This window comes from Streptomyces sp. NPDC008086 (genome assembly GCF_042957325.1).
Classification (GTDB): Bacteria; Actinomycetota; Actinomycetes; order Streptomycetales; family Streptomycetaceae; genus Streptomyces.
In genome coordinates, this window is record NZ_JBIBIA010000007.1 from 376,903 (window position 1) to 394,674 (window position 17,772).

Below are 17,772 nucleotides of genomic sequence, written 5' to 3' on the forward strand. Positions count from 1 at the left end.
CGACACATCGGAGGTTCGCCTGTTACGACGGGAAAGCGCGTGTCGTTGGGAGCATGGCGCTCGTGACCGAGATGACCGCCCGTCGAACGCCCCTGTCGTCCCTGCTCACTCGCATCCGCTACCGAATGCCCGGCCTCGGCGCCAGCCTGCTGAACGGCGCCGTGGCCGCCGGGTTGGGGCTCGGCGTGCTCGCCGTACTGGTGATCGCGCTGTGGATCAGCTCGCCGTATCCGGACAGCGGCCCGGGCGGCGCGCTCCAGGTCGCCGCCGTGCTGTGGCTCCTGGCGCACGGCGCCGAACTGGTCCGCGCCGACACCCTCTCCGGCGTCCCCACCCCGGTAGGCGTCACCCCGTTGCTGCTGCTGATGCTGCCGGTGTGGCTGGTGCACCGGGCGGCCCGCGACGCGGCGGCGGACGGCGGCGACGGGGCGCCGGTGGTGTCGGGGCGTACGGCGTGGACGGGCGTCGTGCTCGGGTACCTCGGCGTCGGGGCGGCGGCCGCGGTCTACGCCACCGGGGGCGACCTGCGGCCGGCGTGGTTCTGGACCGTGCTGTGCGTGCCCCTGGTCACGATGGCGGCGGCGGGCGTGGGGGTGTGGACGGCGTGCGAACGACGCCCCGAGGCGGCCGACGGGGTGCTGGGCGCGATGCCGACGGAGGTACGGCGGCTGGTGCCGGTCGCGGAGGCACCCGCCCGACTGCGCGCGGCGGCCCGAGCGGCCGGGGCCGGGGCGGCGGCGCTCGTCGGCGGCGGGGCGGTACTGGTGGGCGGCTCGCTCCTCTGGCACGGCGGGGCGGCGCAGGCGTCCTTCCTGGAGCTGACGGCGGGCTGGTCGGGACGGTTCGCGGTCCTGCTGCTGTGCGCGGCGCTGGTGCCGAACGCGGCGGTCTGGGCGGCGTCGTACGCCCTCGGCCCCGGGTTCGTCCTCGGCACGGGACATGTCGTCGGCCCGCTGTCCTCCTCGCCCGCGCCCCTGCTGCCGCCGCTGCCGCTGCTGGAGGCGGTGCCGGGAGCCGGGGTGGGCGGGCCGTTGCAGTGGGCGGTCGGGGCGGTGCCGTTGGCGGCGGGTGTGGTGGTGGGGTCGTTCGCGGCGGGGTGGGGCGGCGGGTACGAGGAGCGGCGGACGTCCACGACGACCGGGACCCGGGCCGTCCCGGCGCCTGCCATGGCCTGGGCGCCGGGACGGACCGCCGGGGTCGCGCTGCTGGCGGCCGTGTTCTGCGCGGCCGTGATCGCGGTGCTGGCCGCCCTGTCGGGCGGCCCGCTGGGCCGCGGGGTGCTGGCGCAGTTCGGGCCGGTGTGGTGGCAGGTCGGGGCGGCGACGCTGGGGTGGGTCGCCGTGGTGGCGGTCCCCGTGGCGGTGGTCGTACGCGGGTGGCGGTGCCGGACGGGTGGGGCGCCGCGGTCGGCCCGGGCGAGCGAGACGGAGACGCGGGGGGCCCGGATCGGCAAGCCCCGCGTCGAGCCGGAGAGGTCGGCGAGGTCGGAGCAGCCGGAGGCGTCGGGGGAGGCGGAGGGTCCCGGGCGCGGCAAGGGTGCGTCGACGGACGCGGACACGGACTCAGGCGCGGACTTGGTCTCGGGCTCAGGAGCGGACTTGGTCTCGGGCTCAGGCGCGGACTTGGACTGGGGCTCGGGCGTGGACCCGGGCTCCGGCTCGGACGCGCATGCCGACTCGGACGTGCGGCACCGGCACTCCGCCTACGGCGAGGAAGGGCCCTTCACCGCCTTGGCGCAGGACCAGGCCGGCCCGCAGGGCAGGAGCCACGACGGGTCCGCGGCGGGGTACGACGAGCACGGGCCGTACGAGGCCGGCGACCAGGCGGTTCCGTATGGCACGTACGACCACGACACGACCTTCGAGCCGGACGACTTCCCGCCCGCCGAGCCGTCACCCTGGCACGACGAGGACGCGCGAGCGGCACGCTGGGCGGCGATGAAGGAGGCCTCGGGCCCACAGGAACCCCCGACGGTCCCCAAGCCGCCGAGAGCCCTGGAAGCACGGGGCGTCCCGAAGGTTCAGGACGCCCCCGGACAGGCCCAACAGCCCGCCGAGCGTCCCGGGAGCACCGAAGGCCCTGAGGCTCCCGCCGGTCCCGAAGGACCCGAGGTCACCGAGCCCTCCTAGCCCCCGAGGTCCCCGGATCACCGGCCTCACCTTGACGACCTACCCCCGGCACCGGACAGCCGTGGAACCGGCCGCTCAGTCCCCCGTCCCCAGAACCCCTCGCAGCTCCTCCGGCAGATGCTGCTCGCACGACTGCTTGGCCTCGTTGGTCAGCGCGTCGTTCGTGCACGTGTAGTAGTCGCTGTACACCACCTGCGCCGTGAACCCGGCGGCGACCACCGCGATGGCGAGGGACGCCGTGACCAGGCCGCTCACCGCCGCCGTCGTCTGGGGGCGGCCGGTGGGCCGGGGCGCGGCCGGGGTGTCCGGGTCGGGGGTGCGGGGCTTGGCGCGCAGGCTGCTGATGCCCCAGTACAGGGCCAGCGCGCCCAGCAGCAGGGCCACGTACGGCCAGCTGAACAGGGCGAAGAAGAAGGCCCACATGCCGGAGAGCAGGGCGTACCGTGCGCGGCGCTGGGCGGGGTCGGTGGGGTCCCAGCGCATGCCGGTGCCCTGGGTGCCGTTCCCGGAGCCGTCCTGGCCGGGGCCTCGGGGGTGGTCACCGAAGCCGCCGGGGGAGCGGCCCGGCTGGCGGTCGCTCCACTGGTTGCCCCAGGGCGAGTGGCCGCCGCCCTGGTCGGACCCCTGGGAGCCGTCCTCGCCGGACGGGCGCCGCGGCCGCCACGGGCGGTCCGGGGTGCCCTCCGGCGGCGGGGCGAAGGGGTTGTCGTCCTGGGGGCCACTGCCACTGCCACTGCTCTGTCCGTCGTCGGACGGCTTGTCCGAGGGCGCGTCGGGCGGCGAGGCGGGCCGCTCGCGCAGCAGGACGGCGTCACGCTTCCCTCCCGGCGCGGACTGCGGAGGGAGGGTGAGGAGTCGCAGGCTGCGGTCCGACATCAAGTGAGCGTCTTCCCCTTGGTGAACGACATGATGAACGACTGATCCGAATGAGCTGTCACCACGTGAACGCACCACACCACCACCGCGTTCCCGGGCCGGTCCCCCCAGACGCTACCTTCCGGCCCCGCCCCCGTCCCGTGGGGGGCGTCGGGAGTGCCGGTATCGTTGCTGACGGTCGGCCGCTTCGTAGACTTCCCCGTATCCGAGGGCGCGAAGCATTCGTACGACCATACAAAGACGCTCACCCGAGAAAGGGCTCCACCGTGGCCAAGCGCCTCGTCGTGCTGGTCTCCGGATCCGGCACCAACCTCCAGGCGCTGCTCGACGAGATCGCCGCCGTCGGTCCCGAGGCGTACGGCGCCGAGGTCGTGGCCGTCGGCGCGGACCGCGAGAACATCGAGGGGCTCGCGCGGGCCGAGCGCGCCGGACTGCCCACCTTCGTGCGGAAGGTCAAGGACCACGGCAGCCGTGAGGAGTGGGACATGGCGCTCGCCGACGCCGTCTCCGCCCACGAGCCCGACCTCGTGGTCTCCGCCGGGTTCATGAAGATCGTGGGCAAGGAGTTCCTCGCCCGTTTCGGCGGCCGGTTCGTCAACACCCACCCGGCGCTGCTCCCCAGTTTTCCCGGCGCCCACGGCGTCCGTGACGCCCTCGCGTACGGCGCCCGGGTCACCGGCTGCACCGTCCACTTCGTCGACGACGGCGTCGACACCGGACCGATCATCGCCCAGGGCGTGGTGGAGATCCGGGACGAGGACGACGAGAGCGCTCTGCACGAGCGCATCAAGGAAGTCGAGCGAAGGCTGCTCGTCGAGGTCGTGGGGCGGCTCGCCCGTAACGGCTATCGCATTGAGGGACGAAAGGTAGTTATCCAGTGACCGCCACCGCCGAGAGCAACAAGCGGGCCATTCGCCGGGCGCTCGTCAGCGTCTACGACAAGACCGGTCTGGAAGAGCTGGCGCGCGGGCTGCACGAGGCCGGGGTCGACCTCGTCTCCACCGGTTCGACCGCCTCCCGCATCGCCGCCGCCGGCGTCCCCGTCACCAAGGTCGAGGAGCTCACCGGCTTCCCGGAGTGCCTGGACGGCCGTGTGAAGACCCTGCACCCGCGCGTGCACGCCGGCATCCTCGCCGACCTGCGCCTGGAGGACCACCAGCGGCAGCTGGCCGAGCTGGGTGTCGAGCCGTTCGACCTGGTCGTCGTCAACCTCTACCCGTTCCGCGAGACCGTCGCCTCGGGTGCCTCGCCCGACGAGTGCGTCGAGCAGATCGACATCGGCGGCCCGTCCATGGTGCGCGCCGCCGCCAAGAACCACCCGTCGGTCGCCGTCGTCACCAGCCCCGAGCGGTACGCGGACGTCCTGGCCGCGGTCGCGGACGGCGGCTTCGACCTCACCACCCGCAAGCGGCTCGCCGCGGAGGCCTTCCGGCACACCGCCGAGTACGACATCGCGGTGTCGAGCTGGTTCGCGAGCGCGTACGCCCCGGCCGACGACTCCCCCTTCCCCGAGTTCATCGCCGCCGCACTGGAGCGCAAGAGCACCCTGCGCTACGGCGAGAACCCGCACCAGCCCGCCGCCCTCTACGTCGACGGCACGGGAGTCGGCCTCGCGGAGGCCGAGCAGCTGCACGGCAAGGAGATGTCGTACAACAACTACACGGACACGGACGCCGCCCGCCGTGCCGCGTACGACCACCCCGAGCCGGCCGTCGCGATCATCAAGCACGCCAACCCCTGCGGTATCGCGATCGGCGCCGACGTCGCCGAGGCGCACCGCAAGGCGCACGCGTGTGACCCGCTGTCGGCGTTCGGCGGCGTGATCGCCGTCAACCGTCCGGTCAGCAAGGAGATGGCGGAGCAGGTCGCCGAGATCTTCACCGAGGTCATCGTCGCGCCCGACTACGAGGACGGCGCCCTCGAAGCCCTCGCCAAGAAGAAGAACATCCGCGTCCTGAAGGCTCCGGCCGCGCCCGCGCACCCCGCCGAGGTCAAGCCCATCGACGGCGGCGCCCTCCTCCAGGTCACCGACCGCCTCCAGGCCGACGGCGACGACCCCGCCAACTGGACCCTGGCGACCGGCGAGGCGCTCTCCGCCGAGGAGCTCGCCGAGCTCGCCTTCGCCTGGCGGGCCTGCCGGGCCGTCAAGTCCAACGCCATCCTCCTCGCCAAGGACGGCGCGTCCGTCGGCGTCGGCATGGGCCAGGTCAACCGGGTCGACTCCGCGAAGCTGGCCGTCGAGCGGGCCGGTGCCGAGCGCGCGCAGGGCTCCTACGCCGCCTCCGACGCCTTCTTCCCGTTCCCGGACGGCCTGGAGATCCTCACCGAGGCCGGCGTCAAGGCCATCGTCCAGCCCGGCGGTTCGGTCCGCGACGAGCTGGTCGTGGAGGCCGCGCAGAAGGCCGGGATCACGATGTACTTCACGGGGACGCGGCACTTCTTCCACTGAGCCGCATCTGAGCAGCGTCCGCAGTGGGGCCCGTCGGTCGGTGACCGGCGGGCCCCCGCCTGTTCAGTACGCCGCCCTTCAGCTCGCCGTCACGTCGAACTGCGCAGCGCCGCCCAGGTGTTGCGCCCGACCTCACCGTCGACGGACAGTCCCTTGTCGCTCTGGAACAGCCTGACCGCCGACTCCGTGTCCGCCCCGAACTTGCCGTCCACGCCCGACCCGCCGAGGCTGTAGCCGCGCTTGGTGAGCATGCACTGGACCTGGAGGACGCGCCGACCCTTGTCGCCCCGGACGGTGAGTTTGGTGCCGGAGTAGTGGGTGCAGTCGGAGAGCCAGGGCGGGGTGGCGGGGGTGGTGGCGGTCTTGGTGGGGGTCGGTGCGCTGCTGCCGCCGCCGTCGGAGGTCGGGGAGGCCTGGCCGGTGGGGGTGGGACGGGCCGGGTCCGCGTCGCCGCCGGACGCCCTGTCCGAGCTCTGGGAGGCCGTGACGTCCGATTCCCGAGGCTCGGCCTTACCCGTCTCCTCCTCCTTGCCCTTCTCCTTGTCGCCGGAGGCGGAGCCGGAGGGGCTGGGAAGGGGAGAGGACGCCTGGTTGCCGTCGGGGGCGGTGGATTCGGCTTCCGCTGCCACGGCGGCCGGGGTCGTCTCGCCCGAGGACGGCCGGGTGAGGAGGAAGGCGCCCGCTGCGACGGCGCACACGGCGACGACGGCGGCCACGGCGAGGTAGGCCTTCCGCCGCTTGCGTCCCCCGCCGTCCTGGGGTGCCGGGGTCTGGACGGGCGTGGCCTGCTGGCGCCACGAGGGCGGTGCGGGCGGGGTTAACGCTGGGCCGGACGGCGCGGGCCCCTGCGCCGGTGTCCGCGACTGGACGGTCTCGGGTGCGGCGATCTGCTCCAGTACTTCGCAGGCCTGCCGTCGGCCGAGCAGTAAAGCGCCCAGCGGCTCGTGCCAGGTGACCGCCTGCCCGTGTCTGTGACCGGCGGCCGTGGCGGCGTCGATGAGCTGTCGCGGGGTGGGCCGGCCGGCGGGGTCCTTGGAGAGACAGGCGGCGAGGAGGGCACCCAGCTCCGGGTCTTTGGCAGCCAGTTCGGCCATCACCCCCGGCTTGGGCTCCTCGAACGCGACCCGGTGCATCACGTCGACGCCCGTGCCGTCCCCGAACGGCGCGTGCCCGGTGGCGGCGTAGATCAGGCTCCCGGCGAGGGAGAAGACGTCGGAGGCGGTGTCGCAGAGGCCCTCGCGCAGATACTCCGGAGCCATGAACGCGGGCGTACCGACCCGGGTGCCGGTGGAGGTGATCGCGCTGCTGTCGGCGGCCTGGGCGATGCCGAAGTCGATGACGTGCACGCCCTGGAGGGACAGGATCACGTTGGACGGCTTGAGGTCCCGGTGCACGACGCCGGCGGCGGCCAGCGCGGACAGGGCCTGCCCGAGCTCCGCCACCAGCCGCCACATACCGGCCCGCTCCAGCCGGCCGTAATCGCGGACCGCCTCGGCGAGGTTCAGCCCCGGCAGGTACTGCGTCGCCATCCACAGCAACGAGTCGTCGAATCCGGTGCCCAGCAGGTCCGGCGTACGCGGCGTGTGGACCCGCCCGTGCACGGACGCCTCCCGCTCGAACCGCCTTCGGAAGCGGGGGTCCTCGGCGTACTCGGGGCGGATCACCTTGACGGCGGCGAGGCCGGGGGAGTGGTCGGCGCAGCGGGCCAGATACACCCGGCCCATGCCGCCGCTGCCGAGGAGGCCGAGGGGCCGGTAGGGCCCGATGCGGCCGGGGTCGGCGGGGCGCAGCGCGGTGGCGCCCGCGTCCCCCAGGTGCCGCTGGTCGTTCATGGATCCCCCGAGTGCTGTGGTGGCTCAACGTGCCCTCGTGTCACGTCAGTTGACGCGAGGCTACCGTGCCCGCGCGAGAGGTGGCCGGGTGGAACTGATACCTGAAACCTTTGAGGGTCGGTTGCCGGGCACACCCCCTTACCGTTGCGGCTGACCGCAAAACCCCAGCTCATAAGGGGGAGATGATGCTGCGTATCCATTTCACCGAGGTCGACCTGGCCCGGACGACACTGGCCGTCGACCCGGATCCGCTCTGGGAGGTCGCCGCGAGCCTGCACCGCCTGCAGACCCGTCGCGGCCGCTGGGCCTTCGCCCAGTGGCACCACGAGGCCCGTCACGCCTTGCGGGAGCTGGGGCTGGAACGGGCCGTCGGCGCACTCCTCGTGCCGCTGTACCCGAGAGGCGGCTACTTCCCGGACTTCCTGACGCCGGAACAGGCGGCGGAGGGCCTGGAAGGCGGACTCTCGGCGATCCTCGACGAGCACCCCGGCCGGATCACGGCGGAGATCCGCCGACTCGCCCGTACCGCCGAATCACCTCGATCTCCCCGAGCATCCCGGCCCTCCCGGCTCTCCCCATGGGCCGCGAAACTCCCGCGCGCGCAAGGCCGACAGGAACTCGTGGGGCTGCTGCGCGCCTATCACTCGGCGGTCATCGCGCCGCACGGCGAGCGGATGCGGGCCCGGATCGAGGCCGAGCGCGCGACGCGCTCCCGCGCTCTCATGACGGGCGGCGTGGAGGGAATGCTGGCCGGGCTCGGCCCCACGATGCGTTGGGAGAACCCCGTCCTGCACGTCACGTACCCCGTGGCGGACCGGGATCTCCATCTCAACGGCCGCGGACTGCGACTCGTGCCGTCCTACTTCTCGTGGGGTACGCCGGTGAGCCTGGCAGACCCGGACCTGCAACCGGTCCTGTGCTACCCGGTGCTCAGGGAACCGGCCCGCACGGCACCGTCCACCACGGCCCCCGCCGCCCAGGGCTGCGCTCCCGGCAAATCCCTCACCGCCCTGCTCGGACCCGCGCGGGCCGGTGTCCTGTCGACCGCGGCGGGTGGCGCCACCACGGGTGAGATCGCCCGGGTCATCGGCGTCTCCGCGTCCTCCGCCAGCCGCCACGCCACCGTGCTGCGAGACGCGGGCCTGATCACCACCAGCCGCAACGGCGCGAGCGTGCTGCACACGCTGACCCCGGCGGGCGCATCGGTGCTGCGGGCCGCCGCACCTCGCTGAACTGGCCTTTTGCGGTCGACCGCAACGGTGTCGCCAGGCGAGCTGACCGGCGGACACAGTAGACCCCGTCAAGCAACTACGGGGCCCTGGAAGGGGAAGTGATATGCAAAAGTTCGGGGGAATGCGCGCCAAGGCGGGCATCGCGGCGGGGGCGATGCTGCTGGGCGGCCTGGGGGTCGCGGCGACGGCGACGCCGGCGCAGGCCGCTCTGTCGGACTGTGACCCCGGCTCCCTGTGCGCCTACATCGGCACCAACTACGCGGGGACGCCGGGCCAGGTGAAGGGCGACAACAAGGACCTCCTGCAGTACAACAAGTTCAAGAAGGCCAAGTCGGTGTTCAACAGGGGCACCTCCTGCGACGTCCGGCTCTACGTGAAGAAGGACTTCCAGGGCGCCAGCTTCCTGCTCGCTCGCGGCAAGTCCGTTCCCGACCTGAGCACCTTCCAGGGCGGCAAGTTCAAGAACGGCATCGCCTCCAACAAGTGGGTCTGCTGACGGGCCGCTGACCTGACGTGCCTCGTGGCCGGACACACTGTGTCCGGCCACGACCGTCTCAGTCCTGCAACTCGCACCACACGGTCTTGCCCGCGGGCGTCAGCCAGACGCCCCAGCGCCGGGTGAGCGCTTCGAGCAGCAGCAGACCCCGACCCGTCTCGTCGTCCGTTCCGGGGCGGCGCAGGATCAGCCAGGCGTGCGGCTCGGGATCGGTCACGTCCAGTCGGATACGGCCGTCAGGGGTGCGGGCCAGTCGCACGGTCACCGGGGTGCCCTCGCCGACGTGGTCGATCACGTTCGTCAGTAACTCGCTGACGCACAACTGGACTTCGGGGCAGGGGGAGCCCAGGTGCTCGCGCACGGCGTGCCGTACCTCGGGCACGGCCTTGGGGAGCGCGAGCAGGTTGAGTACGAGGGGTCTCACCGGGCCGCCGCCTTGCGCAGGGCACTGATCAGCGCGCGGGCGGTGGCCTGGTTGCAGTTGCCGAGTGCGATGAGGGGGCGGGTGGGGAGCGCCCCGGCGAAGGTCGGCAGGTCGACACCGAGGGAGGGGAGCGTGATGCCGTTCGCTTCCAGCGCGGTGCGGAGGTCTTCGACGCAGGTGTCGGTGTCGGTGTCGTGGGGGTGGGGGTGCATGGGGGACGCCTCCGTGTGCGGTCTGTGATGAATCACTCACAGGCTGGCGTCGAGTTGCGTACCGTGAAAGGGGTTTCGGGTGTGCACGAGCAAGTGAGAAACGGCGGTGGTGGGTTGTGCCCGCGAAGAAGGACCCTGACGCGTCGATGAATGTTCCCTGCTTCTATGGCGCCGAGTTGCGCTTCAGGAGGGAGCAAGCGGGGCTGACGTTGGAGCAGTTGGTGGAGGGGGGGTTTCGGGGGATCTCGTTCCTGAGTCAGATCGAGCGGGGCGAGCGGGGAATGCCGATGGACTTCGCTCGGCATGTGGACCAGAGGCTCGGGACGGACGGGTTCTTCGAGCGGCGGTGTGAAGATGCGGCCAAGGCGCGGCGGGCAGGGCACCAGTCGTACTCCGCGGATATCCCGGACCTGGAGAAGCAAGCTCTGACACTGGAGGAGTGGGCGCCGAATGTCGTCCCAGGGCTACTGCAGACCGGAGCGTACTTTCGGGGACGCGCTCGGTATGCGGACCCAGAGGCGCCGCCCCAGGTGGTTGAGGAGCGTGTCCATGCACGGTTGGCTCGTGCGGAGCTGTGGAAGCGCGAGGATCGACCCACCTACTGGGGGATCCTGCGAGAGTCGGTCGTCCGAAGCTCGCCACTTCCCCCAGCGGTGATGGCCGAGCAGGTGGAGCACATCATCGACGTGATCCGGTCCACCCAGAGCGTTCTTCAGATCGTTCCGGAAACGACCCCGTGGCACCCGCTGGAACATGGCATGGCCAAGATCATGACCTTCGCCGACGCCCCACCGCTGGTGTATACGGAGGGGGATTTCAACGGACACATCGTCGACTATCCGGCCCGTGTGAAGGAGTACCGTCGTAGATACGATCTGCTCCGGGCCGCCGCACTGCCACCCGAGGCGTCCCTGGCCTTGATGGAAGAAGCAGTGAGGACCCATAGAAATGAAGCGCAGCAACGGGATTGACACGAGCTCCGTGGCTTGGCGCAAGAGCAGCTACAGCAACGACGAAGGTGGTGAATGCCTCGAAATAGCCGCCAACCTCCCCGGTACCGTCCCCGTCCGGGACTCCAAAAACCCCGAGGGCCCCACCCTGACGTTCCCCACCCCCGCCTGGGACCTCTTCATCAAGTCCCTCTAGCCCCACCCGCCCCTCACCACGGCGTCAGCAGATCCACCACCGCCGTGAACGACGAGCAACTGTCGATCAGCGTGTGCGAGCGCGGCGCATACGTGCCGGCCAGGTTGCCCATGCTGTTCACCGCGCTGCACCCGGTGCGCTGCGCCAGGCGGCGGCGGTCCGCGTCCGCCGGGGAGAAGTCGGTGCCCCGGAAGTAGGCGACGGCGCTCTCCTTCCGGGTGTCGTCGATGTTGTTGAAGATCGAGCGCACGGGCGCGCCGTCAGCCCAGCCGCAGGTGTCCGTGCCCGACTGCCAGTCCGGGTCGTCACCCTGCCAGGCGCACAGGTCGCCGTTGCCGTTGTGCTCGCTGAAGAAGCAGACACTGTCCTCCGGGCAGCGGTGATAGCCGTAGACCACCTCGCCGCGGGAGTTCGTGGGGAACGCCAGCTCTCTGGGCAGGGCCGCGTACACCGGTGTTCCGTCGTCCGTCGTCACATGGCGGTACGCCGAGACCGCCGACGTCGTCGTGGTGAGCAGGGCCAACGCGAGCGCCGTCGCGAGAATGGGCCGCCGCTGCCAGAAGCGGGGGCGCAGCCGGGGCAGCCGGGCGGGCGTGGCGACATCCGCGGCCTTGGCCACGCGGGGCAGCAGCGCCGCCGCGGTGATGCGTTCGGCGTGTGTGCGGGCCAGGCAGTCGGTGATGATCTCCCGCCAGCCGTCCGGGAGTTCGGGGGACAGGCGCAGTTCGTCCGTGCCGCGTGCGTAACGTGTCGCCGCGTCGATACGCCCCTCGGTCGTCCCGCCCGGCAGCGGGAACTGTCCCGTCAGGACGACATGGGCGAGCACGCCGAAGGCCCAGATGTCGGCCGTCGGGCGGACACGCGTCCCGCGTTCGTCGACTTCCGGCCAGAGCAGCTCGGGCGGGGTGTAGTCGGGCGTGGCGAAGGCGGGGGCGTACGCGTGCGTGCCCTCCAGTTCGGCGGACATGTTGAAGTCGGCCAGCCGTACCGAACCGTCCCTCATCAGCAGGACGTTGGCCGGTTTCAGGTCGCCGTGGATCCAGCCGGCGTGGTGCAGCTGGTGCAGGCCCTCGCAGATCTGTGCGAGCAGGGCCGGGCCCGACTGGGGTGTCGGGTCGTGGCCCAGTACGGCGTCCAGGGATGTCTCGGCCCGCTCAAGGACGATGACGGTGGCCCCGTCCAGCTCCGGGTGGGCCGGGTCGTCGACGGTCAGCGTCTCGTGCATGCGGATGAGGCGGGGAGTTTGCAGGCGGCCCAGCACCTGCACCTCGCGCTCGGCCAGTTCGCGCAGGTGCCGTAGCTGGCGCGGGGTGCGGGTGCCGGTTGGCAGGAACTTCAGGGCGGCCCGGCGGGGCAGGGACGGATCCGCCTCGCCGGTCGGCCGGCCCGCGTACACGGTCGCGAAGGCACCCGACCCGAGCGGCTCGCGCACCTCCCAGTGACCCACGCGGTAGCCCTGCGGTACGGGCACCGCGTGCGGCTGCCGTCCGGTCATCCGAACCCGTCCCTCCCCCCGATTCCGGAAACAGGCCTAGCCGTCCACCTCGTACTGGCCCACCTCGATGAAGTACCGCAACTCCTCGGGCGTCCCGTCGATCACGTCCTCCGCGGCGGAGCGCAACGCGTCGCTGATCGTCGGGTCGGCGAGGATACGGGCGACACGGACGCGGTCGTCCTCGGCGACGGCCAGGCGGTGACCGGTCTCCAGGAAGGCGCGCAGCGCTTCCGGGGTGTTGGTGTCGAGGGCCTCGTTGGCCTCCCGGACGACCGCCCTGTCGGTCTTCGGGTCGGCGGTGGCCAGGATGCGGGCTATCGCGACCCGGTCGTCCTCGGCCTGGGCGATCCAACGGCCCGTCTCCAGGAAGTACCGCTGGTCCTCGATGGTGCCGTCCATGGCCTTCTGCGCGGCGGCGTACACGGCCCTGCCGGTGTTCGGGTCGCCGATGATGCGCATGATCGCGACGCGGACGTCGTCGTCGGACATGTCGTCGACCCCGGAACCGGCCGTGTCGGACGCGGTCGCCACGGTCGTCGCCGAGGTCGCGGCGACGGCCGGGGTGGCCAGCAGAAGCGCCGGGGTGAGGGCGGTTGCCACGAGGGCCAGGGCAGCGCGGGTCGGTCTCACGTGTAAGCCTTTCTTCCAGGGTTGCCGATGGAACACATTTTCCCTTACGCAGTACGGGAGTTCACTGCCGGAATGCGGCAGTCTTCAACCCGGTCAGGCTTCGTCGGCCTTGCGCAGCGCGCTCCACGTCCGCGCGTCCACCACCCCGTCCGCGTCCAGCCCCTCCCGCTTCTGGAGCGTCTCCACCGCCCCCTGCGTCAGCGGTCCGAAGTCGCCGTCGGCCTCGCCGACTTCGGCGATACCGTGCAGGTGGCGGAGCAGGCACTGGGCCTCGCGGACCTGGCTGCCGCCGTCGCCCCGTTTGATCGTGAAGTCCCAGGAATCGCTCTGGCCGGCGGTGTAGCCGCGGCCGAACTCCTCGTCCTCGTACACCGCCGGCTTCTCGCAGCTCGGCGGTGCCGCGGTGGCGGCGGGCGGGTCGTCGCGCAGGGCGTACGTCACCGCCGTCGCGCCCAGCACCCCGGTGACCGCGAGGGCCGCGACCAGCACCGGGCGGCGCCACCGGCGGGGCCGTAGCCTCGGCAGGCGGGCGGAGGGGGAGGCGCCCGCGGCCTCTTCCGCGCGGCGCAGAAGGGCCTCGGTGTCGGGGACCCGGGCGACGCGCGCCGCGTGCGTGGGGGCCAGGCAGTCACGGACGATCTCCCGCCAGACGTCCGGGAGTCCGGGCGACAGACGCAGTTCCTCGGTCCCGCGCGCGTATCGCGTCGCCGCGTCCGTGCGGGCCTCCGTACTGCCGCCCGGCAGCGGGAAGGAACCGGTGAGGGCGACATGGGCGAGGACGCCGAAGGCCCAGATGTCGGCGGTCGGGCGGATGCGGGTGCCGCGTTCGTCGATCTCCGGCCAGAGCAGCTCGGGCGGGGTGTAGTCGGGCGTCGCGAAGGCGGGGGCGTACGCGTGCGTGCCCTCCAGTTCCGCGGCCATGTTGAAGTCGGCCAGCCGTACCGAACCGCCCTTCAGCAGCAGCACGTTGGCCGGCTTCAGGTCACCGTGCACCCAGCCCGCGTGGTGCAGCTGGTGCAGGCCCTCGCAGATCTGGGCCAGCAGCGCCGGGGCCGACTCCGGTGTCGGGTCATGGGCCAGTACGGCGTCCAGGGAGCCCTCGGCCAGTTCCAGAACGAGCACGGTGGCGCCGTCGAGCTCCGGGTGGTCCGGGTCGTCCACGGTCAGGGTGTCGTACATGCGGATCAGGCGCGGTGCGCGCAGCCGGCCCAGCAACTCCACCTCGCGCTCGGCCAGTTCCCGCAGGTGCCGTAGCTGGCGCGGGGTGCGGGTGCCGGTGGGCAGGAACTTCAGGGCCGCCCGGGCGGGCAGCTCCGAGTCCCGTTCCTCCTCGGCGAGCCGCGCCGCGTACACCGTGGCGAAGGCGCCGGAGGCGAGCGGCTCGCGGACCTCCCACGGGCCGACCCGGTAGCCCTTGGGGACGGGGACGGCGTAGGACCGGCCGGTCATCGCAGGGCCTCGGCGACGGGGGCCGCCAGCACCGTCAGGTCGTCCTCGCGGACCAGGTCGAAGCGCAGCGCGAGGGAGACCAGGGACTCCTTCTTGCCGTTGACGCGCCGGCCGGGCTCGGCGGTCTCGGGACCGGGGCGCAGCCGGAGCTTGAGGGCGAGATAGTCGATGTTCCAGTACACGGCGGACCGGCTGACCGCGGGCCAGACGCCCTGCAACCGCTCCACCAGCTGCTCCACGGCGGGCAGCGGCGCGTGCGGCTCGCCGCGCAGCCGGGGCTCGCACAGGGCGGCCAGCACCGCGAAGTACCTGCTGGTGCGGTCCAGTGCGAACGCGGGGGCCGTGACGGGACCGGGCAGGCCCTGCCGGTCGGCGCTGCGGAAGGCGTGGCGCGGGGCCCAGACGTCGAAGGTGAGCAGGTCACCCGCGGCCGGCAGGACGACCCGCGCGAACTCGAACGGCACGGGCGCCTCGAGTCGCCCCGGCGCGATCTTGAGATGCTCGCCGGCGCCCTCCGGGTTCTCCACCACGTAGGTCTGATGCTCGCTCAGGTTGCTCAGCAGCCAGAAGGACCGGTGGGCCGTGATCTCCCCGGCGACCCGGGGCACCCCCTCGTGCGCGATGGTCAGCCCGCCGTCCGGCGCGGCCCTGCCGAACGCGAGCCGCTCACCGGCGCCGATCCGCACCTGGTCGTCCACATTGGCGCAGTCGGGCGGTACGACGATGACGCTGTACATGGACCCGTCCCCCTCAAGATCCCCAGTTCAACGTTCAACAGGGGAAAGGGTAAGGGAGACCTGATTGCGGGAGCGAAGCTTTGGGCCAGCGTGGCGCGTCGCGGCCTCCGGCCCTCCCCCGAGGGAGCCGGAAGCCGCGAACCGGGCCGTCAACAGGCGGCCACAGGACCACGATGACGCCGGCCGCCCGCGCGCGGTACCTGTGAACTCACAGGGTCACGCCTTCCGCGGCGGGGTGTACTCCTCCAGGTAGTGAGCGACCCGGGCGGTGTAGTCGCGGTCCTGCGGCGTGTACTCCTTGAGGAAATGGGCGACACGAGTGGCGTAGGAGCCGGTGTTCGGGGGAACACCGCCCGCCTCGTTCACCTTCTTGTACGAGGTCCGGTACGCGGTGGCGAGCAGCACCCGGCGGTCGCCCGGCAGGTTGTCGCGCAGCCGGGGCTCGATGAAGCAGAGGTAGCGGCCCACGGCCGGAATCGACTCGGAGGGCGTGATGGGCGGTCGGGGCGTCTCCTTCGCGGGCACACCGTCGTCCCGGATCCACCAGCGCAACACGCCAGGCGTCCAGCGGGCGATGCCGTACTCGTCCTTGTCGGGATCGGAGAGATCCGGGTCGAAGTCGCTCTCGGCCTTCAGCAGCGCGGCGATCAGCGCGGGCGTGACCTCCGGCTGGACACAGTCGTGAGCGGAGTCGACGATCAGCCGGCGGTACGCAGCCGGGATGCCCTTGTCCGTACGGAGCTCGCCGGCGCCGTAGCTCGCGGGCGTCACCTTCTCGCTGTCCCCGTCCGAGCCGTCCGAGCCGCCCACGCCCGCCCAGTCGCTGACGCCGTAGCCGAGCACCGAGGCGGCGACGACGGCGACCACGGTGGCCAGGACCCGCGTACGGCGCAGGCGGCGGCGCGGCAGCAGCCTGCGGGGCAGCCGGGGCGAACGGCCCGTGCCCGCCGCCTCCTCCACCCGCCGCAGCAGATCCTTCGTGGGGATCCGGTCGGCATGCGTCCGGGCCAGACAGTCCCGCACGATCTCCCGCCAGACGTCCGGCAGTTCGGGCGACAGCCGCAGCTCGTCGGTGCCACGGGCGTAGGCGGCGGCCGCGTCACGGCGGGCCGTCGGGGTCGCCCCGGGCAGCGGGAAGGAGTCGGTGAGGACCAGATGCGCCAGCACCCCGAACGCCCACACGTCCGCCGACGGACGGATCCGGCGGCCCCGCTCACCGATCTCCGACCACAGCAGCTCGGGCGGCGTGTAGTCGGGCGTCGAGAAGGCGGGTGTGTACGCGTGCGTGCCCTCCAGCTCCGCCGCCATGTTGAAGTCGGCGAGCCTGGCCGAACCGTCCGCCATCAGCAGCACGTTGGCCGGCTTCAGGTCCCCGTGCACCCACCCCGCGTGATGCAGCTGCGCCAGCCCCTCGCAGATCTGCGCGAGCAGCCCGGGCCCGGCGGCCGGACCGGGCTCCGCCGCGAGCAGCGCCGACAGGGAGCCCTCCGCCCGCTCCAGCACGAGGACGGTGGCACCGTCGAGCACCGGGCTCGCCGGGTCGTCGACGGTCAGGGTGTCGTACATCCGGATCAGCCGCGGCTGCTTCAGCCGGCGGTACAACTCGACCTCGCGCTCGACGATTTCCCGCAGGTGGGTGAGCTGGCGCGGGGTGCCGGTGCCGGTGGGCAGGAACTTCAGGGCCGCCGACCTCGGCAGGCCCGGCGGATCGCCGTCGGACGCGACGCGCCTGCCCTCGTACACACTCCCGAACGCCCCCGTGGCGATCGGCTCCCGCACCTCCCACGCGCCCACCCGGTACCCCCTCGGCACCGGCACGGCGTACGGCTCGGTCACCGGGCCGGCCGACCCGGAGCCGAGGCGGACGAGGGCTCCCGCGGCGCCCTGCCCAGCACGACGAGGTCGTCCTCGCGCACCAGGTCGAACCGCAGCGCCAGCGACACCAGCGACTCCTTCTTGCCGTTGAGCCGCGGACCCGTGTCCGCCGTGTCCGGGCCCGGCTTGAGCCGCAGCTTCACGGCGAGGTAGTCGATGTTCCACTGCACGGACGTACGGGACGCGGCCGGCCAGTCGGGCCGCAGCCGGTCCACCACCTGGTCCACCGTGGGCAGCGCGGCGTGCGGTTCGCCGCGCAGCCGGGGCTCGCACAGCGCCGCCAGGACCGCGAAGTAGCGCTTGGTGCGGTCGACGGAGAAGGCGGGCGCGGTGGTGGCGCCGTCCAGGCCGCCGTCGGAGCTCAGATAGTCGTGGCGCGGCGCCCACACCTCGATGGCCAGCAGATCGCCGGCCGCGGGCAGCACGATCCGCGAGAACTCGAACGGGACCGGCGCGTCCAGGCGCCCCGGCCCCACCTTGATGTGCTCGCCCGCCCCCTCCGGGTTCTCCACGACGTATGTCTGTTCCCGGCTGAGGTTGCTCAGTATCCAGAAGGCGCCCTGCGCGGTGATCTCGCCCGCTCTGCGGGACACCCCGTCGTGCGCGATGGTCAGGTCGTTGTCCCCGGCGGAACGGCCGAAGCCGAGCCGCTCGCCGGGCGCCAGCCGGAACTGGCCGCGATCGGTCTCGTCCTCCGTGGTCGGCGGAGGTACCACGATGATGCTGTACAAGGTGCGTCTCCCCGTGCCTGACGGCTACCCACGCCAGATTAGGGGGACGCGGCGGGGCC

The 17,772-nt window shown here is 72.3% G+C and carries 17 protein-coding genes; 7 read left to right on the top strand and 10 right to left on the bottom strand.

Annotated elements, in window-relative coordinates; translation table 11 throughout:
* Positions 1 to 53 precede the first annotated feature (53 nt).
* Entirely contained in the window at positions 54 to 2,129 is a 2,076-nt protein-coding gene (locus ACFZBP_RS26245) for a DUF6350 family protein (RefSeq protein WP_391416546.1), read from the top strand.
* Positions 2,130 to 2,204: 75 nt separating this feature from the next.
* Here the strand turns inward: ACFZBP_RS26245 and ACFZBP_RS26250 are convergent, their stop codons facing one another.
* A complete protein-coding gene (locus ACFZBP_RS26250; RefSeq protein WP_391416548.1) occupies positions 2,205 to 3,005 on the bottom strand; it encodes a hypothetical protein in 801 nt (266 codons plus the stop codon).
* Between the two features lie 266 nt (positions 3,006 to 3,271).
* Here ACFZBP_RS26250 and purN point away from each other — a divergent pair, with 266 nt between their 5' ends.
* Together purN and purH are read left to right on the top strand one after the other, a co-directional pair.
* Positions 3,272 to 3,886, top strand: a complete 615-nt coding sequence (gene purN, locus ACFZBP_RS26255) for a phosphoribosylglycinamide formyltransferase (RefSeq protein ID WP_391416550.1) — start codon at positions 3,272 to 3,274, stop codon at positions 3,884 to 3,886.
* On the top strand, positions 3,883 to 5,454 hold the full coding sequence (gene purH, locus ACFZBP_RS26260; RefSeq protein ID WP_391416552.1) for a bifunctional phosphoribosylaminoimidazolecarboxamide formyltransferase/IMP cyclohydrolase: 1,572 nt from the start codon (positions 3,883 to 3,885) through the stop codon (positions 5,452 to 5,454). Before purN ends, purH begins: the two co-directional genes overlap by 4 nt.
* Positions 5,455 to 5,543: 89 nt before the next feature.
* On the opposite strand, the gene ACFZBP_RS26265 is transcribed toward purH, so the two are convergent.
* Positions 5,544 to 7,286 (bottom strand): protein kinase, encoded by a 1,743-nt coding sequence (locus ACFZBP_RS26265; RefSeq protein WP_391416554.1) that lies wholly within the window; start codon positions 7,284 to 7,286, stop codon positions 5,544 to 5,546.
* 185 nt (positions 7,287 to 7,471) lie between these two features.
* On the opposite strand from ACFZBP_RS26265, the gene ACFZBP_RS26270 reads away from it, so the two are divergent.
* Together ACFZBP_RS26270 and ACFZBP_RS26275 are read left to right on the top strand one after the other, a co-directional pair.
* Positions 7,472 to 8,518 (top strand): helix-turn-helix domain-containing protein, encoded by a 1,047-nt coding sequence (locus ACFZBP_RS26270; RefSeq protein ID WP_391416896.1) that lies wholly within the window; start codon positions 7,472 to 7,474, stop codon positions 8,516 to 8,518.
* 103 nt (positions 8,519 to 8,621) lie between these two features.
* On the top strand, positions 8,622 to 9,014 hold the full coding sequence (locus tag ACFZBP_RS26275; protein ID WP_391416556.1) for a peptidase inhibitor family I36 protein: 393 nt from the start codon (positions 8,622 to 8,624) through the stop codon (positions 9,012 to 9,014).
* Between the two features lie 58 nt (positions 9,015 to 9,072).
* On the opposite strand, the gene ACFZBP_RS26280 is transcribed toward ACFZBP_RS26275, so the two are convergent.
* Entirely contained in the window at positions 9,073 to 9,438 is a 366-nt protein-coding gene (locus ACFZBP_RS26280) for an ATP-binding protein (protein ID WP_391416558.1), read from the bottom strand.
* On the bottom strand, positions 9,435 to 9,650 hold the full coding sequence (locus tag ACFZBP_RS26285; RefSeq protein ID WP_391416560.1) for a hypothetical protein: 216 nt from the start codon (positions 9,648 to 9,650) through the stop codon (positions 9,435 to 9,437). Before ACFZBP_RS26285 ends, ACFZBP_RS26280 begins: the two co-directional genes overlap by 4 nt.
* A 116-nt stretch (positions 9,651 to 9,766) precedes the next feature.
* Here ACFZBP_RS26285 and ACFZBP_RS26290 point away from each other — a divergent pair, with 116 nt between their 5' ends.
* Positions 9,767 to 10,621, top strand: coding sequence for a Scr1 family TA system antitoxin-like transcriptional regulator (locus ACFZBP_RS26290; RefSeq protein ID WP_391416562.1), 855 nt, complete (start codon positions 9,767 to 9,769; stop codon positions 10,619 to 10,621).
* Between the two features lie 10 nt (positions 10,622 to 10,631).
* Positions 10,632 to 10,796 carry a DUF397 domain-containing protein gene (locus tag ACFZBP_RS26295; RefSeq protein ID WP_391416564.1) on the top strand — a complete coding sequence of 55 codons (165 nt, stop codon included), beginning with the start codon at positions 10,632 to 10,634 and terminating at the stop codon, positions 10,794 to 10,796.
* A gap of 13 nt (positions 10,797 to 10,809) precedes the next feature.
* Here the strand turns inward: ACFZBP_RS26295 and ACFZBP_RS26300 are convergent, their stop codons facing one another.
* The 6 genes from ACFZBP_RS26300 to ACFZBP_RS26325 all read right to left on the bottom strand — a co-directional run bounded on the left by ACFZBP_RS26300 (position 10,810) and on the right by ACFZBP_RS26325 (position 17,713).
* Positions 10,810 to 12,291 carry a protein kinase gene (locus tag ACFZBP_RS26300; RefSeq protein ID WP_391416566.1) on the bottom strand — a complete coding sequence of 494 codons (1,482 nt, stop codon included), beginning with the start codon at positions 12,289 to 12,291 and terminating at the stop codon, positions 10,810 to 10,812.
* A gap of 36 nt (positions 12,292 to 12,327) precedes the next feature.
* The gene (locus tag ACFZBP_RS26305; RefSeq protein WP_391416568.1) at positions 12,328 to 12,921 is read right to left on the bottom strand and encodes an ALF repeat-containing protein; all 594 of its coding nucleotides are present in this window, start codon (positions 12,919 to 12,921) and stop codon (positions 12,328 to 12,330) included.
* 93 nt (positions 12,922 to 13,014) lie between these two features.
* Positions 13,015 to 14,370 (bottom strand): protein kinase, encoded by a 1,356-nt coding sequence (locus ACFZBP_RS26310; protein ID WP_391416570.1) that lies wholly within the window; start codon positions 14,368 to 14,370, stop codon positions 13,015 to 13,017.
* Positions 14,367 to 15,107, bottom strand: coding sequence for an FHA domain-containing protein (locus tag ACFZBP_RS26315; protein WP_391416572.1), 741 nt, complete (start codon positions 15,105 to 15,107; stop codon positions 14,367 to 14,369). Before ACFZBP_RS26315 ends, ACFZBP_RS26310 begins: the two co-directional genes overlap by 4 nt.
* 216 nt (positions 15,108 to 15,323) lie before the next feature.
* Positions 15,324 to 16,943 (bottom strand): protein kinase, encoded by a 1,620-nt coding sequence (locus ACFZBP_RS26320; RefSeq protein WP_391416574.1) that lies wholly within the window; start codon positions 16,941 to 16,943, stop codon positions 15,324 to 15,326.
* Positions 16,940 to 17,713: an FHA domain-containing protein gene (locus tag ACFZBP_RS26325; protein ID WP_391416576.1), complete on the bottom strand. Its 774-nt coding sequence runs from the start codon at positions 17,711 to 17,713 to the stop codon at positions 16,940 to 16,942. The genes ACFZBP_RS26320 and ACFZBP_RS26325 overlap by 4 nt, the downstream gene beginning before the upstream one ends.
* Between the last annotated feature and the right edge of the window lie 59 nt (positions 17,714 to 17,772).